The sequence below is a fragment of the Ciceribacter sp. L1K22 genome, assembly GCF_017599385.1.
Taxonomy (GTDB): Bacteria; Pseudomonadota; Alphaproteobacteria; order Rhizobiales; family Rhizobiaceae; genus Allorhizobium.
Genome location: NZ_JAGFPK010000001.1, coordinates 1,173,200 through 1,189,401, shown reverse-complemented (window position 1 = coordinate 1,189,401; position 16,202 = coordinate 1,173,200). Strand labels below are relative to the sequence as shown.

The window sequence follows — 16,202 nt, the reverse complement described above, 5'->3', positions numbered from 1 at the left end:
GACCAACCGCTTCAAAAGGCTCTCCAAAGTCTTCCGCATCATGCATGCCGCGGCTGGCGTGAAGCTGTCGTCGGATGCGATCAGTGAGACTGCGCGGCCTTGGCCATCGGCAGCCGAACGTTCTTGAGGAACAGTGCCGCGCTAAGGCCGACGAGGCAGATGACCGCCGCTGCCAGGAACATGGAATGGAAAGCGCCCGCGTAAGTCTCCACCACCTGAACCTGCAGGTCCGGCGGCAGTGCCGACAGCGCCTTGGGAGTGAGTTCGTCGATCGGTCCGACGCCCGGGATTGCCGCGCCGAGCCTTGCGACACCGGAGGCGACCACGGCGCCATAGATGGAGATTCCGATCGATGCTCCACCCATCCTGGTGAGCGTCACCGCTCCGGTCGCGGCGCCGACATCCCCTGCCCCTGCAGTGTTCTGAACGCCGATCACGGGCACCTGCTGGCCAATGCCGATGCCGACTCCGTGAAGCAGCATGATCGCCGCGATCATCGGCACCGGCGTTCCGACGCCGACGAGCGAGAAAATTCCCATGGCGACGATACCGGTCGTCATGCTGGCGATCGAGAATATCTTGTAGCGGCCGGTGATAGAGATCATCCGACCGGCAGAGAGCGACCCGAGCGCGATGCCGCCGGTGGTGGCGATGAAGAGCAGACCGGCCATGGACGGAGAAAGACCCGTGGTGGTCTGGAGGAAGAGCGCGACATAGTTGACCGAGCCGATGCCAACGGCACCACTGCACAGCGAAATGATCAGCAGCAGGCTGAACGTCGGGTTGGAAAACAGCGACAGCGGAACCACCGGTTCGTCGACACGGCGCTCGACCAAGATGAAGCCGGTGAGGCACAGGACGCCGGCAGCGACAATGGCGAGGCTTTCCGGCGCCACGAGCGATCCGAACAATTGCGCGCTGTCGGCCCAGACCACCACCGAGGAAATGGTGGCGGCGAGCAGCGCGGCGCCGGCATAGTCGATCTTCGGTCGCCTTTGCGGACGCCGGTAGGGCAGCATCACCGCCAGTCCGGCGAGGACAAGGATACCGATCGGCAGGTTGACGAGGAAGATCGAACGCCAGCCGAACAGATCACTCAAGGTTCCGCCGAGCACGGGTCCGACGGCGCCCGACGCCATCAGGACGAGGCTCGAATAGCTCTGGTAGCGGGCCCGCTCGCGCGGTGCGAAGAGATCGGCATTGATCGAGAAGATCGACACCATGATGCCGCCGCCGCCGAGCGCCTGCAGCACGCGGGCGGCGATCAGCGTGTCCATGGAGACGGCAAGACCGCAGACCAGCGACCCGAGGGTGAAGATGAGCACGGCCGCCATGATCACCGGCTTGCGACCGAAGAGGTCGCCGAGCTTGCCATAAATCGGCATCACCGCGCTCGACGCCAGCAGGTAGGCCGAGCCGACCCAGCCGAAACGTTCCAGCTGGCCGAACTCGCCGACAATGGTCGGCAGGGCGGTCGCGACGATCTGGTTGTCGAGGGTGGCCATGAACATGGCGGTCATCAAAAACAGGAAGACGACAAGACGCAGTCGCGGGTTTTCGACCAGCGGCGGAAGGTCCGCCGCGGGCGGCGTTTTGATCGGCGACATCTTGTCCATGGGAGCATCCAAAATTCTGAGTTGGCTTTTTATGTGCTTTTGGCATATAAATGTCAACAGCACATATTTGCGTGCGATGACTGCGAGGGGGCGCCATGACGAAAGAGATATCGGCCAGTTCGCTCTGGGCCGTGCCGGACGACGAACCGGAAGACATAGCGTCCATCGGGACCAGCATGTCGAAGATGCGGCTGATGATCGGCAGGCGTATCATCGGACGCATGGCGATCCAGTCGGTAGCGCCGGATCTGGATCTTACCCATCTCGATGTGATCGAAGCCGTGCGGCGCTGCGCCGACGATGGCGAGGCGACGGTCGGGGCCATTGCCGAAGCGATGCGCATCGATCCCTCGCGCGGCAGCCGGCTGGTGGCGGAACTTGTGAAGCAGAATGTGTTGCGGCGTGCGGTATCGCAGGTCGACGCGCGACGTGCCGTTGTGGAACTGACGCCCAAGGGATGGCAGATGATCGAGGCGCTTCAGAACATCAAGGCGAACCTCATCCACGCCATTCTAGCCGATTGGCCGAAGGAGGACGTGGAGCGCTTTGCGATCCTGTTCGAAAAGTTCGTCGACCGGATGCACGCGCATACGAGGCTGGCCGGCGACAGCGGTACGGACGGATGATCGTCAAGAACAATCGGCCGGCCTTCGCGATCCAACGAAGGCCGGCCGATCGGTGCGGGTGCGCTCATGCCGCGGACAGTCCATCCGCCTCCTGAACGTCGGGCGCGACACCCGCGTCAGCCGCCTGATCCCCCTCATCTCAGGCGACGGAAGACTTCATCGTGGCGGAGATCTTGCGCGCCAGAACCCAGGCGATCGGAAGAGCGATCACACAGCCGGCCGCAAACGCTCCCGCGATCTGCCACGGCTCCATCATCCGCAAGGAGAGAACCGTAGTCACCGACGCGCCTGCCAGCGCCGTGGCGACGAGAATGTAGAGAACCGCAGCAAGACGAAACATCGTGACCTCCATCAATCGATCGAGGATAGATTAGCGCCTGCTTGCACGCTGCCGCATTGATCTGGAGCAAACCGTTTCCTTAACTCCCGCGTGCCATTCTGTCGCGCCATCCGGTTTGATTGTGCCAGGGTAGATATGATCGAAAGACGCCGATTGCTGCTGACGGGAGGCGCCGCGCTCGCGGGGTTCGCGCATCGACCCGCGCTTTCCCAGGCGCTCGCCTTCACCGAGATCGAGATGCGCGGATCGATCGATGCGGCGGCGGCCGGCGTCGTGCCCAATGCACCCGACAACCAGAGCCGACGGCTGCAGACGGTTCTCAATGACGCGGCAGCGGCAAGGACCCCGGTGTTTCTGCCACCCGGCGACTACACGGTTTCCAATATCGACCTTCCCGACGGAACCCGCCTCACCGGCGTACCCGGTGCGTCGCGCCTCATCTATACCGGCGACGGACACCTGCTGCGCGCCGACGGCGCCGACCGGATCGAGATCAGCAACATTGCCATCGACGGTTCGAACGGCTGGCTTGGCGACCACGTGAGCGGGCTGGTTCACCTCGCCAATGTGGGCGAAGCCCTGATCGACAATTGCGAGATCGCCGGCAGTCGCAAGACGGGGTTTCACCTGGAGCGCTGCGGCGGTCGGATCGAACGGTCGACGGTGAGCGGCGCCGCAGACATCGGGCTCTACGCGGTCGAGTGCGTCAGGCTGTCGGTCCGCGACAACCGCGTGCATGACTGCGGGAACGGTGGCATTCTCGTGCATCGCTGGACCAAGGGCGACGATGGTTCGGTCGTCACCGGCAATCGTGTCTACCGGATCGGTGCGCGCGACGGAGGCACGGGAGAATACGGCAACGGCATCAATCTCTTTCGCGCCGACAATGTGATCGTCTCGGACAACCATGTCTCCGACTGCGCCTTTTCCGCGATCCGGGCGAATTCGGCCTCCAACGTGCAGATCCGCGGCAACCAGTGCCTGAAGAGCGGCGAGACAGCGCTCTACGTCGAATTCTCCTTCGAAGGCGCCGTTGTCGCCGACAACCTGATCGATACGGCGGCGAACGGCATCCTGATCGTCAACTTCAACGAAGGCGGGCGGCTCGCCACCGTCACCGGCAACCTTGTCCGCAACCTCTCCCTCACCGGTCCCTATGAACACGACGGCGCCGGCTTCGGCTTCGGCATTTCGGTGGAAGCCGACACGGTCGTTTCGGGCAACGTGATCGAGAACGCGCCGCGCTACGGCATGATGCTCGGCTGGGGGCCGTATCTGCGCGACGTCGTGGTCTCCGGAAACGTCGTGCGCCAGTCGCCAATCGGCATCTATGTAACCGTAGTGGAGGAGAGCGGCGCGGCTGTCATCACCGGCAATATCTTCAACGGGACGAAAGACGGCGCGATCGTCGGCTATCGCTGGAACGAGAAGACGACCGGCGACCTGATGGCCGGCGGCGACGTACCCCCGCATCTGACGATCAGCGGAAATCGCGCCACGTGAACAAAGTCATAGCTAATTTACATTTTTAGAAAATTCGTAAGGGCTATTTAACGCTGCTGTGGTCTTCTGTCGTCGAGGGGAACGAGCGCACGATGCAGAGACTGCAAAACACCATCCTTGAGATGATTGCCCGCGGCGACGGCCTGAGGGAGACGGTCGACTATCTTTGCAACGCCGTGGAGCGGATACTTCCCGATACCATTTGTTCGGTCCTGCTGCTGGACGCGGAAAGTCGCCTCAGTCATCTTTCCGGCCCGTCACTTCCAGGGTTCTATTCGAAGGCAATAGATGGTGTCGCAATCGGTGCTGGCATTGGATCATGCGGCACTGCGGCCTATACAGGCCGCCCCGTCGCGGTCTCCAGCATCGCGACACATCCGTTCTGGCAGGACTATAAGCACTTGGCACTTTCGGCGGGGTTTCTCGCGTGCTGGTCAACCCCCATCATCCTGTCCGACAAGGTCATGGGAACCTTCGCTTTCTACTATCGAACCGAGCGCAATCCGACACGCCGGGAAAAACAGGTCGTCCAGGCGTGCGTGCATCTCTGCGCCATCGCCATCGAACGGGACCAGCGGGTCATCGAACGTCAGAAGCTGGCGCAAACCGATGCGCTCACGAAGCTTCCCAACCGGAAGGCCTTCAACGACAAGGTCGCCTGTCTCGACGCAGGCAGCCGGAGCTGGGGGCTTCTGCTCGCCGATGTCGACAATCTGAAGCTCGTCAATGACCGGTTCGGGCACCTTGCGGGCGACGATCTCATCCGATCGGTTGCCGAACGGCTCTCGGGCCTCGGCAAGAACTGCCAGAGCTTCCGGCTGGGGGGCGACGAGTTCGCCGTGCTCGTGGAATGTGACGGCCGTGAGGAACTGGTAGAGATCGCCGAGAGGCTTACCGTCATCATGAAGGCGCCGACGCTCTGCGCCGGGCAGCTTATAAATCCTTCCGTCACCGTCGGTGGCGACATGGCGGCCGAAGGAAAGCCGTCACACCAGGTTCACCAGAACGCGGATTACGCTCTCTACCATGCGAAAGAGCGTCGCCGCGGCGGCTTTGTGGAGTTCGTGTCAGGGCTCGGTTCCGCAATCGCACGGCGTTACCGGTCCATACAGGACCTGACCGAGTCCCTGCAGGACGGACGTATCGACGCCTTCTACCAGCCGGTGGTCGAGCTTTCGACCGGCAACCTCCGGGGTTTCGAGGCGCTGTGCCGGATGCGGACGAGAAGCGGCGAGATTGTCGCCGCGGGTTATTTCCACGAGGCGACGCGCGACGGCCAGGCCGCCTACGACCTGACCCAACGAATGCTTGAAACGGTGGCCGCGGACATGCGCAGCTGGCGTGACGACGGCCTCTACTTCGGCCGGATCGGCATCAACGTCTCCGGCATGGATCTTTATCGAGGCGGATTGTGCCAGCGTCTCGAAGCCGTTTTCGGCGGGCATGGCGTTCCGCTCGACCGGGTGGCCATAGAGGTCACGGAGTCCGTCTATCTCGATCAACGAGACGAGACGGTTGCGAGAGAAATCAGCCGGTTGCGGGCAGCTGGCGTCTTCGTCGCACTCGACGATTTCGGCACGGGCTTCGCCTCGCTCACGCATCTTCTGACGGTGCCCATCGACCTCATCAAGATCGACAAGTGCTTCGTCCAGAGAATGGCCAGCGAACGGGCCGGAGGCGTCATCATCAAGGGTCTCATCGATATCGCCGACGGCCTTGGAATCCGGGTGATCGCGGAAGGCGTGGAAACGCCCGAACAGGTTCAACTCCTCACTGACCTCGGCTGCCAGCGTGGGCAGGGTTTCCTCTTCTCGCGCCCGCTTGAAAGGGTCGCCGCCCGCGCGTTGATGAAGCAACAGGCCGACAATGCCGCGCTGCTGGCGGCCGCCAGCTAAAAGCCGGCAGTCGCTGCAACTCTCACTCTCTCGCCCGCGCGCCGCCGAGGCTCTTCAGGAGCGCGATGGCTTCGGCGGGTGGCCGCTGCTCGATGCGCCGGTAGACCTTGCAGTCCTGCGTCCGGAAGAGCAGTCGCTGGTTGACCATCTCGCGCCGCAGGAGCGCGTGATCGCCGAACAGGTGCAGGTCTCTCAGCAATCCGCTGATCGCCTTCTCATCGAATTCCCGCTCGGCCGGGATGCGCGCCCAGAGTGCCCACAGGCAGAGCTGCTGGAGCGACGTCTTGGCTGGCCAGCGGGATAGCCTGCCCTGCCCGTCGAAACAGCGAAGCGCCGCCTCCACGCGCACGTGATCCACCGGCGCGGCCGGCGGCGACGGCATTGCCAGACGTTCACCGGCGGCTTGCGCGGCACGAAGGTGCTGGAAGTTGCGGAAGCCGGCCGCCCGGGACAGGATGTTCAGAAGTTCGACGTGGCCGGGTTTTTCCGTCCGTTCGTCCAGTTCCCGCTTCAGGCTGCGGGCGAGCGCCGATATGTCCGGCGCATGATACGTCATGATGCTACGCGACATCGTCTTTTCCTCGATATCGTGCCCGAATTGGAATGCGTCGGTGGTCACCGTCTTGTCGACCGGGCACGGGAAAAGTGTCTGTCGAGATATCATGCGGCAGGTTTAGCTCCCCTTGCGGGGCGGTGACGCCTGGGTGAACTGCTGACCCACGCATTTTGGATAGAGCTGAGGCAGCGTACTGTCAATCCGGCCCATGACAAGAAATCAGCATCGCATCACGCCGGGGTCGCTTCAAAAACCTCGTGCTTGCCGCTAGCTTCGACCGCAACGAAGCGGAGGGAAGTTTTCATGCTGGAAATCCATGGCGTCTATCGGTCGCGCGCGACGCGACCCCTTTGGCTGATCGAAGAGCTGGGAATCGATTTCAAGCATGTACCAGTGATCCAGGCCTACAAGCTTGCCGATCCGCTCGCGCGGGATGCACGTCTCAACACGCGTTCGCCGGATTTCCTGGCGATCAATCCGATGGGGACGATCCCCACGATGGTCGATGGGAACCTCGTGCTGTTCGAGTCCATGGCAATCAACCTCTATCTCGCGAAGAAGCATGGCGGGTCACTCGCGCCTGCGGATCTGAGCGAAGACGCGCTCATGACACACTGGTCGTTTTTCGGCGCGACGTCGATCGAGGCGAACGCGCTCAAGATTTCCCTCGCGGCGGCGGAAGGACGCCTTGAAACCGAGGCCGGCAAAGCGGAGGCCCTGGCGGTTGCCCGCCTCCTCGACCGTCCATTCGCCGTGCTCGACTGTCATTTTGCCGGAGCGGAATACATCGTGGGCGAACGCTTCACCGTCGCCGACATCAATCTGGCCGAGGTGGTCCGCTATGCATCGGCGCACACGCCGCTGTTCGAGAAGCATCCCCATGTCCGGGACTGGCTGGCGCGCTGTCACGCCCGTCCCGGCTTCAAGGCGATGTGGGGGAAGCGGCTGGCCGAGGTGGAATGATCGGCGGCAGTACCCCGGACAGGAACGCCCTAGCGCAGACGGCGGATATTGTATCCGCCCTTGCGGATGTGGAGGTGGAAATAGGTGCCCGGTGACGGCGACGTGCACAGCTTGTGAAACACCGGTTCCGGCACATCAATGACCTCGTAGAGGCCGCCCTTGCGCAGTTCCACCTGCAGTCGTGCCGCCGCATCGTCATAGCTGACGGCCGCTATTTCACGGGAAGTCAGAATTACTGTGCTCACTTTTGCCTCTCTGACCGAAGCTTGCCGGATCACTATAATCCAGGGAAGTTTGTGCACTGCACCTAGAGTTGTCAACCATCAATACCGGCCGCTTCTCTCGTTAGACAGCGCCAGACGGCTTCCCAACCCGTCCATTTTAGATAGTCTTGGACGTTCAGGACCAACCAGCACCGGGAGATTGCCATGCGTCCCTTTCACCTTGCCTTCCCCATTACCGATATCGAAGCCACGCGTCGGTTTTATGGCGAGGTGCTTGGATGTCGGATCGGCAGGGAAAGCCCGGGCAAATGGATCGACTTCGACCTCTTCGGGCACCAGATGTCGGCGCATCTGACGGGAAAGCCCGCCGGAGAACCGCTCACCGGCTCGGTGGCGGGCGATGCCGTGCCCATTCCGCATTTCGGCGTGATCCTGCCGATGGAGGATTTCTTGGCGCTGGCAAAACGGCTGGAGGCCGATCCGGACACCCGATGGGGCATGCGGCCGAAGCTGCGGTTCGAAGGCGAAAGCGGCGAACAGCGGACGATGTTTCTGTTCGACCCCTCCGGCAATGCGCTGGAATTCAAGGCCTTCGCCGACGACGCGCAAATCTTTGCGGTCTGAGTGGGCTCAGCCGCAGCCCGGCACGTCCTCCAGGCGATACCAGACAGGGATGCCGCGCTCGGTGGCGATCCTGACGTCGTTGTCCGCTCCCTTCGAGGCGCCGGGCAGACGCAGGACACCCTCACACAGTTGCAGCAGCCGCCCCGCGACCGGATGGAAGATCTCCTCATAGAGATCGTCACCCACGTGCGACCCTCCGGCGGCATGCCAGACCGGCAGCGCCACCCACTCCCCGATCATCGGCACGTGTCCAGCCTTGAAAAGGGCATAGGACGGCTCTTCCAGCCGCTTCAGGTTCTCAGCCATCAGCGCCGGATCGTCATTGGTGCCGGAACGATAGGGTCCGGCGATCAGGATCAGCATCGATAATCTCCTTTTGTCATCCGCCTCATGCGGGCAGCGCACGGTGTTGCACGATTCTTCTCGCTTATCGAGTCAAATCATGCAATATCGTAAATTATCGTGCAATTTCGTGAAATCCGATGCTGACCACACAAAGACGACAACACATTCTCGATGTCCTGAAACGCGATGGCCGGGCGATCGCCGGGGATCTGGCGCGGGAACTGGGACTGTCGGAGGATACGATCCGCCGCGACATGCGCGACATGGCGGCGGCCGGGCTTCTGCGGCGGGTTCACGGAGGAGCGCTGCCGATCACGCCGGAGCTGCCGGAGTTCTCCAGCAGAAGGTCGGTTGCCTCGTCCGAAAAGGCAAAGCTGGGCGCCCTGGCCCTCAGTCTCATCAAGCCGGGCCAGACGATCTTCCTTGATGGCGGAACGACGACGGCGGAAATCGCCCGCCGCATTCCTCGCGACATGGCGATCACGGTCGCGACACACTCGCCGACGATCGCCGCCGAGTTCGAACACCACGACAAGGTCGAGGTGATCCTGATCGGCGGACGGCTGTACCGGCACTCCATGGTGAGCGTGGGCGTGGAGGCGGCGTCGACGATCGACCGGCTGCGGCCGGATATCTTCTTCCTAGGCGTGACCGCGATCCACGCCGTGCACGGACTGACGACGGGGGACTACGAGGAGGCGGCGATCAAGCGGCGGATCATGGAGCGGAGCCGGGAAACCTTCGTGCCTGTGACCGATGACAAGATCGGCGCGGTCTCCCCCTGCCTCATTGCCCCGGTCGAGACAGTCACGGGCGTACTTATCGATGCGGCAACACCCGTCGAACGGCTGGACGGCCTCAAAGAGACGGGTGTGCGGCTTATCAGTGGCTGATATCCAGTCCTTGAGCTCAGTTAAACAGGACGTCCGTCACGCGGACGTCGCCGACGGCGATGCCGTTCCAGTTGCGCATGGTGTGGCTGGCCATGGCGAGCAGTTGTTCCCGCTCTTCGCTGCCCGGCTCGAAATAGCGCGCCAGAAGCGCAGCGATCATGCTTTCCGCCGCGCGGGTGGTGCCATCCTCACACTTCACGGCGAGCGACAGGCCTTGGTCCGGCAGGAGTGCGCAGAACACGCCCTCGGCGCCGGTCTTGGCGAAGATCTTGGCAGGAGCGATTTCCATGAGGCGGGTGCAGAACCGCTTGGTTCCGGCGACGTAAAATGGTTCGGCCATGCAGGCTTCGATCAGGCGTCGCGAGGCGGCTGCGCGGACCGGCGCCAGCCCCCTGCCCGTCAGCATTCTGCCAAAGCCATCGGCAAGCGCCGACAATGGCACGGCATAGGTGGGGATCGAGCAGCCATCGACGCCGCAGCTATCGGCATCGAGCACAGCGCCGGTCAGCGCTTCCATCACGCCGCGGATATCGGCCTGCAGCGGATGGTCGTAGCCAACATAACCCTTCGGATCGTAACCGATATGGCTGCAGGCGCAGATAAAGCCGGAATGCTTGCCGGAGCAGTTGTTATGCAGCGCCGTAGGCTTTTCCATCGTGCGGGCCTGATGGATGAGCGTCGCCTGATCAAACGACCAGTGGGCGCCGCATTCGAGGGTAGCGACGTCACGACCGGCTTTTGCCAGCATCGAAGCCGCGAGTTCCGCGTGCGCATCCTCGCCGGAATGGGACGAACAGGCGAGCGCCAGTTCGCGATTGCCGAAGCCATAGGCATCCGCCGCACCGCTTTCGACCAGCGGCAGGGCCTGCATGGCCTTGCACGCCGAACGCGGGAACACCGGCGCGTCTACCTCACCGGCTGAAAACATCACCTTGCCACCGGCGTCGATCACGACAGCCAGCCCGCGATGGCGGCTTTCGACGCGATTGCCACGGGTGACTTCGACGGTGACGGGACTGGACATGGAAAGGCCTCGGGCGCGGGGAATGGATGTTCTTTGCCTGATAGACGTTTGCGGCGAGATTGCCAATCGGGCATTGGGGTCGGGGTCCATGGCGCGCTTTGGCGCAAGAACGCGTCGATCACGACTTCGTGGTCGAAACCACCGCATTTCCGCCGTTTTGCCGTTCCCGATAAGAGACCTACGGTCACGAAGAGGTACCATGAGGTTTCTGAAGCGTTTCATGCTGGTTTTTTTCGTCGTCTTCCTGCTGCCGACACTGGTTTCGGCAGGGCTCTGGATGACGGCCGAGAGGCCGGCCAACTGGAGTTCGGCACGCTGGAGTTCGTCCGGCATGCTTCCCGCAGCACACGAGGACAACAAGGCGGCAATCTATGTGATGTCGGCGAAGACAGGCGGACTGAAAGGCGCCGTCGCCAGCCATGCGTGGATCGTCACCAAGACGGCTGACGGAGACTACCAGCGCTACGACAAGGTCGGCTGGGGAAGCCCAATCCGCCGCAACCATCGTCCGGCGGATGCCTTCTGGTATTCCAACACTCCGGAAATCGTCGTCGAACTGCACGGCGCCAAAGCGGAGGCGCTGATCCCGAAGGTGGAGAAGGCGATCGCCGATTATCCGTTCGCCATGAATGGCGGCTATCACATCTATCCCGGTCCGAACTCGAATACATTCGTAGCGCATGTATTGCGGTCGGTGCCCGAACTCGGCGCGGTGTTGCCGGCCCATGCTGTCGGGCGCGACTATCGTACCGACGGCAGCCTGTTTGGTTTCGATGCCGACGGGCGCGATTTTCATTTCAGCGTGAAGGGACTTGCGGGCTTTGCCGTCGGGGCGCGCAGCGGGCTTGAAGTCCACCTCCTCGGACTTGTCGCCGGCATCGATGTGCAGCGGCCCGGAATCAAGGTGCCGGCGCTCGGCACGATCGGCCTCTGACAACACATCACCACATGCAAAAAGGGCCGCCTCTCGGCGGCCCTTCCATGAAATCCGGTTGCTGTCCGGACCCGCGCCTGGCGGGACGCGAAGGAGGGAGATGTCAGGCGGAGGGCTGCCTCGCTGCCACCGTCACCTTTCCAAAGTCCTTAGACAGAACCGATATCCCATTAGACATTGGATCACCTCCTTTCGCTTCGTTGAACATAAACGCAAAGTAGGCCTGACGCGCGATGATTTCAAGGCGTCTGTCTTGTCTGCGATCGTACCGAGAAAAAACCGCGCCTTCTTCCCCTTGTCACGCAATTCCGTCTAGTGTGCCGCCACTCCAAAAAACAGAAGGCGCAATGACCGACAGCACCCCGTCCACCGAGTCCCGACGGCAACCCGCCGGCAGCGCGGGCGAAGTCTTCGTCACATTCCTCAAACTCGGACTGACGTCCTTTGGCGGCCCCATCGCCCATCTCGGCTATTTCCGCGACGAACTGGTCGTGCGGCGGCGCTGGCTCGACGAGAAGGCCTATGCCGACCTCGTGGCACTCTGCCAGTTCCTTCCCGGTCCGGCCTCCAGCCAGGTGGGCTTCGCACTGGGGCTGTTGCGCGGGGGACCGCTCGGCGCGCTCGCCGCATGGATCGCCTTCACCCTGCCCTCTGCGCTGCTGCTGATCGCCTTTGCCTTCGGGGCAACGATGATGGGCGGACCGATCGGTTCGGGCATTCTCACCGGCTTGAAGATCGTCGCGGTCGCCATCGTGGCGCAGGCGGTCTGGGGCATGGCGAAGAACCTCTGCCCCGACAAGGAGCGGGCGACGATCGCGCTTGGCGCGGTGCTTGTGGTGATGCTCGCCGCCGGCGCCATCGGACAGGTGGCGGCGATCGCGCTCGGGGCCGTTGCGGGCCTGCTCTTCTGTCGCGCACAAAGCGCTGAGATCACGGGGCATGTCGGCTTTCCCGTCAGCCGCTCGGCGGGCACGCTGTTTCTCTTGGCGTTCTTCATTCTGCTGATCGCGCTGCCGGTTCTGGCGGCGAGTGCGGGGTCTCAAGGCGTCTCCCTGTTCGACGCCTTCTATCGTTCGGGCGCGCTGGTGTTCGGTGGCGGGCATGTGGTGCTGCCGCTGCTGGAGGCGGAAGTGGTGCGTAGCGGATGGATCAGTCACGACGCCTTCCTTGCCGGCTACGGCGCGGCGCAGGCGGTGCCGGGACCGCTCTTCACCTTCGCGGCCTATCTCGGTGCGGTGTCAGGACCAGAGCCGAATGGCCTTGCCGGTGCGGTGATCGCGCTTGTGGCGGTTTTCCTTCCCGGCTTCCTGCTGCTGCTCGGTACGCTGCCGTTCTGGTACGCGTTTCGCAAGCAGGCTTCGGCGCAGGCGCTGATGCGGGGCGCCAATGCGGCTGTCGTCGGCATTCTCGGCGCGGCGCTCTATTCGCCTGTCTTCACCAGCGCAATCACCGGGTCATACCCTTTCGCGCTGGCGCTCACCTGTTTCGTGCTGCTGATGGCATGGAAGGCGCCGCCGTGGATCGTCGTGCTGGTCGCGGCGGCGGGCGGAGTGCTGATCGGGCTTGCCTGAGCGGTCAGAGCTTCAGCACCATCTTGCCGATGTGGCTTGAGCTTTCCATCAGGCGATGCGCTTCGACAACCTGATCGAAGGGGAGCACCGCGTGGATGACCGGCCCGACGGTCCCCTTCTCCAGCAGCGGCCAAACCTCGGCGCCGAGTTCGTCGCGGATGCCGCGCTTCTCGTCGGCCGTGCGCGGCCGCATGGTGGAACCGGTGACGGTGAGGCGCTTCACCATGATCTGTGTCAGGTCGACCTGTTCGGCGACGGCGCCGCCGAGGAAGGCGATTATCGACAGGCAGCCGTCCTTGGCAAGGACCGAGAGGTTGCGCTGGAAATAGGGCGCGCCGACCATGTCGAGGACAACATCGACACCGCGTTTGCCGGTCTCGGCCTTGATGACCTCGACGAAGTCCTCGGTCCTGTAGTTGATGCCGCGTTTGGCGCCGAGATCGACGCAGGCCTTGCACTTTTCGTCCGAGCCGGCGGTGGCGTAAATCTCAGCCCCGAAGGCCTTGGCAAGCTGGATGGCCGTCGTGCCGATGCCGGAGGTGCCGCCGTGGATCAGCACGGTCTCGCCTTCTGTGACACCCGCCATCTGGAAGAGATTGGCCCAGACGGTGAAGAACGTCTCCGGCAGGGCTGCCGCCTTCTCGGCATTGTAGCCCTTCGGGAACAACAGCGCCTGACCGGCGGGCACGGCGCAATATTCGGCGTAACCGCCGCCATTGGCGAGCGCACAGACGCGGTCGCCGATTTCGAATTCAGCCACGCCATCGCCAAAGCCGACCACCTCGCCGGCGACCTCCAGGCCGAGGATCGGGCTTGCATCCTTCGGCGGCGGATAGGTGCCCTGGCGCTGGGCGACATCCGGACGGTTCACACCGGCGGCTTCGACACGGACGAGAATTTCACCCGGACGCGGCGTCGGCACGGCAGTTTCGCCGAGGCGCATCACCTCCGGTCCGCCAAATGACGGCAGATCCACGAAACGCATGGTCGATGGAAGGGACATGGCCGGCTCCTCTGCTGTGGTCGGAGAGCCTTACCTAGGCCAGGATCATGGCGATGGGAAGGAGGTGGATCGTCGCGGCGACCATTCAGAGATACCGATCAGGCCTCAATCCGGTTCCTGGAAGGCACCGAGAAACAGGCCGCTGTCGCTTTCCTTGGCCTTCGTCTTGATGCCAGCGATCATGGCGCTGATGCGGTTGATATCCTCGATGACGAGGCCGCCCGGAAGTTCAAGGACGCCGATCGAGCAGCGCATCAGCGGGAACTCGCGCAGATTGCCATTGCGATCATGGCCGCGGATGACGCCATTGCGGCGATCCTCCTCGGAATAAAGCTCCACCACGTCGTCGTGGAAATCGGAGATCAAACGGTCGAGGATTTCCGTGATCTCATCCCGCGTCCAGTCGCGCACGCCGATGAAGAAATCATCGCCGCCGACATGGCCCAGAAAATCGCCATCCGAGAAGAAGTAGCGGCGCATCAGCGCGGCGAACAGCGATATCGCGTGATCGCCGAGGTGGAAGCCGTAGTGATCGTTGAACGGCTTGAAGTTGTCGAAGTCGCAATAGCAGAAATAGCGAACCTCGTCGCCGTCGCGGCCTGCCTGCTGCATGAAGTCGCGAACAGCGCGGTTGCCTGGAAGGCTCGTCAGCGGGTTCTGGTCCTGCGCGACCTGCAACTGCTTGTCGTTGATGACGCGGATCAGCGAGGCGGCTGAGACGACGCCGGCATAGCGCATGTTGTCGGTAAGGATGACGCAGTCCGAACCGTCCATGTTGGCGAAGATCGTCGTCAGTCGTTCCGCATCCGCATCGAGGCCGACGATCGGCGCGCGGGTGACGAAGTGCGAGATCGTCCGCTCATAGATCTTGTTCTTGAGCAGGTCACGGCCGAAGGGCTGATAGATGTATTCCTTCAGGTGGTATTCGTTGATCGTGCCGCGCGGCTCGCCATTGGCGTTCAAAACCGGAAAGAAGGTCTGGCGCGGATTGCGGCGGAAGAGATCGAAGACGGAGTCTATGCTGTCGTTCTCGTAGACGGTCGGCAGGTGTTCGATCTGCTTGCGGATCAGGATTTCGTCGAGCGTCTGCGTGGTGCTCTTGAGTTTGCCGAGGTCCTGCAGATGGGGAAAGCCGGGCAGCAGTTCGGACACGAATGTCGTCGGCCGCGCAATGAACCAGCCCTGCACGAGATCGACGCCGAACTCGCGGCAGGCGAGAAATTCCGCCTCGGTCTCGATGCCTTCCGCGATCACGCGCACACCAAGAACATGGGCGATATTGACGATGTTCTTGACCAGGTGGCGCTTGCGCGGGCTTTTGTCGATATCGCAGACGAAGTGCCGGTCGATCTTCACGTAGTCGACGGGATAGTCGCAGAGCAGCTTCATCTCGCCATGGCCGACCCCGAAATCGTCGATCGCCAGCTTGAAACCCGAGCGGCGCATGGACTGGACGAGTTCGGCGAATTCGGGATGATTGGTATTGTCGAAGCGCTCGGACAATTCGAAGCAGACGGAGGACGGCGGGATGCCAGCCTTGCGGAGATGGGCGAGAACCGACGCCATCAGCGCATGGCCCTGCGGGATGAGGCGGACGTCGAGATTGAGGAAAAGCGTGGCGCCCGCATAATCGGGCACGGTCTGGAACTTGGCCAGCGAGCGGGCGGCGATCATCTGTTCCAACGCCATCAACTGGCCGCACTGTTCGGCGCGATCCAGGAAATCGACGGGGTTTTCGAAGCCGATCCGGTCCTGCCCGCGCATCAGGGATTCGTAACCGAACACCGCGCCGGTGCCGGCTTCTACGATCGGCTGAAAGGCGTTTTCGACGACGAGTTTCGCGAGTGTCAGCAGTTGATCGTCAGCGAACCGACGCAGAACGCCTGCTTCAACCGCTGCCTGCGCAATCATGACCTTCTCCAAATACCTTTGTTTTTATGGGGTGATCGTCCTTGGTAATCGTCAAGAAAACCTTTCCGGCACATGACAATCGGATGAAAGTTTTGTGACATAACGGTCAGTAAAATTATAACTAAAACAGCATCTTACCGCATCCAACAGCAGGGCAAGAATGTCATTCGCGGC

At 62.5% G+C, this 16,202-nt stretch carries 16 protein-coding genes; 8 read left to right on the top strand and 8 right to left on the bottom strand.

The window, feature by feature from the left end:
* Positions 1-80: 80 nt before the first annotated feature.
* On the bottom strand, positions 81-1,607 hold the full coding sequence (locus J5J09_RS05815; protein WP_208553127.1) for an MDR family MFS transporter: 1,527 nt from the start codon (positions 1,605-1,607) through the stop codon (positions 81-83).
* 104 nt (positions 1,608-1,711) lie between these two features.
* On the opposite strand from J5J09_RS05815, the gene J5J09_RS05810 reads away from it, so the two are divergent.
* The gene (locus J5J09_RS05810; protein WP_208548736.1) at positions 1,712-2,242 is read left to right on the top strand and encodes a MarR family winged helix-turn-helix transcriptional regulator; all 531 of its coding nucleotides are present in this window, start codon (positions 1,712-1,714) and stop codon (positions 2,240-2,242) included.
* Between the two features lie 139 nt (positions 2,243-2,381).
* Here J5J09_RS05810 and J5J09_RS05805 read toward each other — a convergent pair whose 3' ends face one another.
* Positions 2,382-2,582: a hypothetical protein gene (locus J5J09_RS05805; RefSeq protein WP_208548735.1), complete on the bottom strand. Its 201-nt coding sequence runs from the start codon at positions 2,580-2,582 to the stop codon at positions 2,382-2,384.
* Positions 2,583-2,717: 135 nt separating this feature from the next.
* On the opposite strand from J5J09_RS05805, the gene J5J09_RS05800 reads away from it, so the two are divergent.
* Positions 2,718-4,085, top strand: a complete 1,368-nt coding sequence (locus J5J09_RS05800) for a TIGR03808 family TAT-translocated repetitive protein (protein ID WP_208548734.1) — start codon at positions 2,718-2,720, stop codon at positions 4,083-4,085.
* Positions 4,086-4,177: 92 nt separating this feature from the next.
* Entirely contained in the window at positions 4,178-5,980 is a 1,803-nt protein-coding gene (locus J5J09_RS05795) for an EAL domain-containing protein (protein WP_208548733.1), read from the top strand.
* A gap of 22 nt (positions 5,981-6,002) precedes the next feature.
* On the opposite strand, the gene J5J09_RS05790 is transcribed toward J5J09_RS05795, so the two are convergent.
* Entirely contained in the window at positions 6,003-6,551 is a 549-nt protein-coding gene (locus J5J09_RS05790) for a DUF2087 domain-containing protein (protein ID WP_208548732.1), read from the bottom strand.
* Positions 6,552-6,839: 288 nt separating this feature from the next.
* Here J5J09_RS05790 and J5J09_RS05785 point away from each other — a divergent pair, with 288 nt between their 5' ends.
* Positions 6,840-7,499: a glutathione S-transferase family protein gene (locus J5J09_RS05785; RefSeq protein ID WP_208548731.1), complete on the top strand. Its 660-nt coding sequence runs from the start codon at positions 6,840-6,842 to the stop codon at positions 7,497-7,499.
* 29 nt (positions 7,500-7,528) lie between these two features.
* Here J5J09_RS05785 and J5J09_RS05780 read toward each other — a convergent pair whose 3' ends face one another.
* Entirely contained in the window at positions 7,529-7,744 is a 216-nt protein-coding gene (locus J5J09_RS05780) for a KTSC domain-containing protein (RefSeq protein WP_208548730.1), read from the bottom strand.
* Between the two features lie 183 nt (positions 7,745-7,927).
* On the opposite strand from J5J09_RS05780, the gene J5J09_RS05775 reads away from it, so the two are divergent.
* Complete coding sequence (locus J5J09_RS05775) at positions 7,928-8,347, top strand: VOC family protein (RefSeq protein ID WP_208548729.1); 420 nt, start codon at positions 7,928-7,930, stop codon at positions 8,345-8,347.
* Between the two features lie 6 nt (positions 8,348-8,353).
* Here J5J09_RS05775 and J5J09_RS05770 read toward each other — a convergent pair whose 3' ends face one another.
* Positions 8,354-8,710 (bottom strand): DUF4406 domain-containing protein, encoded by a 357-nt coding sequence (locus J5J09_RS05770; protein ID WP_208548728.1) that lies wholly within the window; start codon positions 8,708-8,710, stop codon positions 8,354-8,356.
* A 119-nt stretch (positions 8,711-8,829) separates the two neighbouring features.
* Here J5J09_RS05770 and J5J09_RS05765 point away from each other — a divergent pair, with 119 nt between their 5' ends.
* Positions 8,830-9,585 (top strand): DeoR/GlpR family DNA-binding transcription regulator, encoded by a 756-nt coding sequence (locus J5J09_RS05765; protein ID WP_208548727.1) that lies wholly within the window; start codon positions 8,830-8,832, stop codon positions 9,583-9,585.
* 16 nt (positions 9,586-9,601) lie between these two features.
* Here J5J09_RS05765 and J5J09_RS05760 read toward each other — a convergent pair whose 3' ends face one another.
* Positions 9,602-10,609 (bottom strand): asparaginase, encoded by a 1,008-nt coding sequence (locus J5J09_RS05760; RefSeq protein ID WP_208548726.1) that lies wholly within the window; start codon positions 10,607-10,609, stop codon positions 9,602-9,604.
* A 199-nt stretch (positions 10,610-10,808) separates the two neighbouring features.
* Here J5J09_RS05760 and J5J09_RS05755 point away from each other — a divergent pair, with 199 nt between their 5' ends.
* A complete protein-coding gene (locus J5J09_RS05755) occupies positions 10,809-11,543 on the top strand; it encodes a DUF3750 domain-containing protein (RefSeq protein WP_208548725.1) in 735 nt (244 codons plus the stop codon).
* Positions 11,544-11,890: 347 nt separating this feature from the next.
* Entirely contained in the window at positions 11,891-13,114 is a 1,224-nt protein-coding gene (gene chrA / locus J5J09_RS05750) for a chromate efflux transporter (protein WP_208548724.1), read from the top strand.
* Between the two features lie 4 nt (positions 13,115-13,118).
* Here the strand turns inward: chrA and J5J09_RS05745 are convergent, their stop codons facing one another.
* Together J5J09_RS05745 and J5J09_RS05740 are read right to left on the bottom strand one after the other, a co-directional pair.
* The gene (locus J5J09_RS05745; RefSeq protein WP_208548723.1) at positions 13,119-14,117 is read right to left on the bottom strand and encodes an NAD(P)H-quinone oxidoreductase; all 999 of its coding nucleotides are present in this window, start codon (positions 14,115-14,117) and stop codon (positions 13,119-13,121) included.
* Positions 14,118-14,222: 105 nt separating this feature from the next.
* On the bottom strand, positions 14,223-16,028 hold the full coding sequence (locus J5J09_RS05740; protein WP_208548722.1) for a GGDEF domain-containing protein: 1,806 nt from the start codon (positions 16,026-16,028) through the stop codon (positions 14,223-14,225).
* Positions 16,029-16,202: the final 174 nt, after the last annotated feature.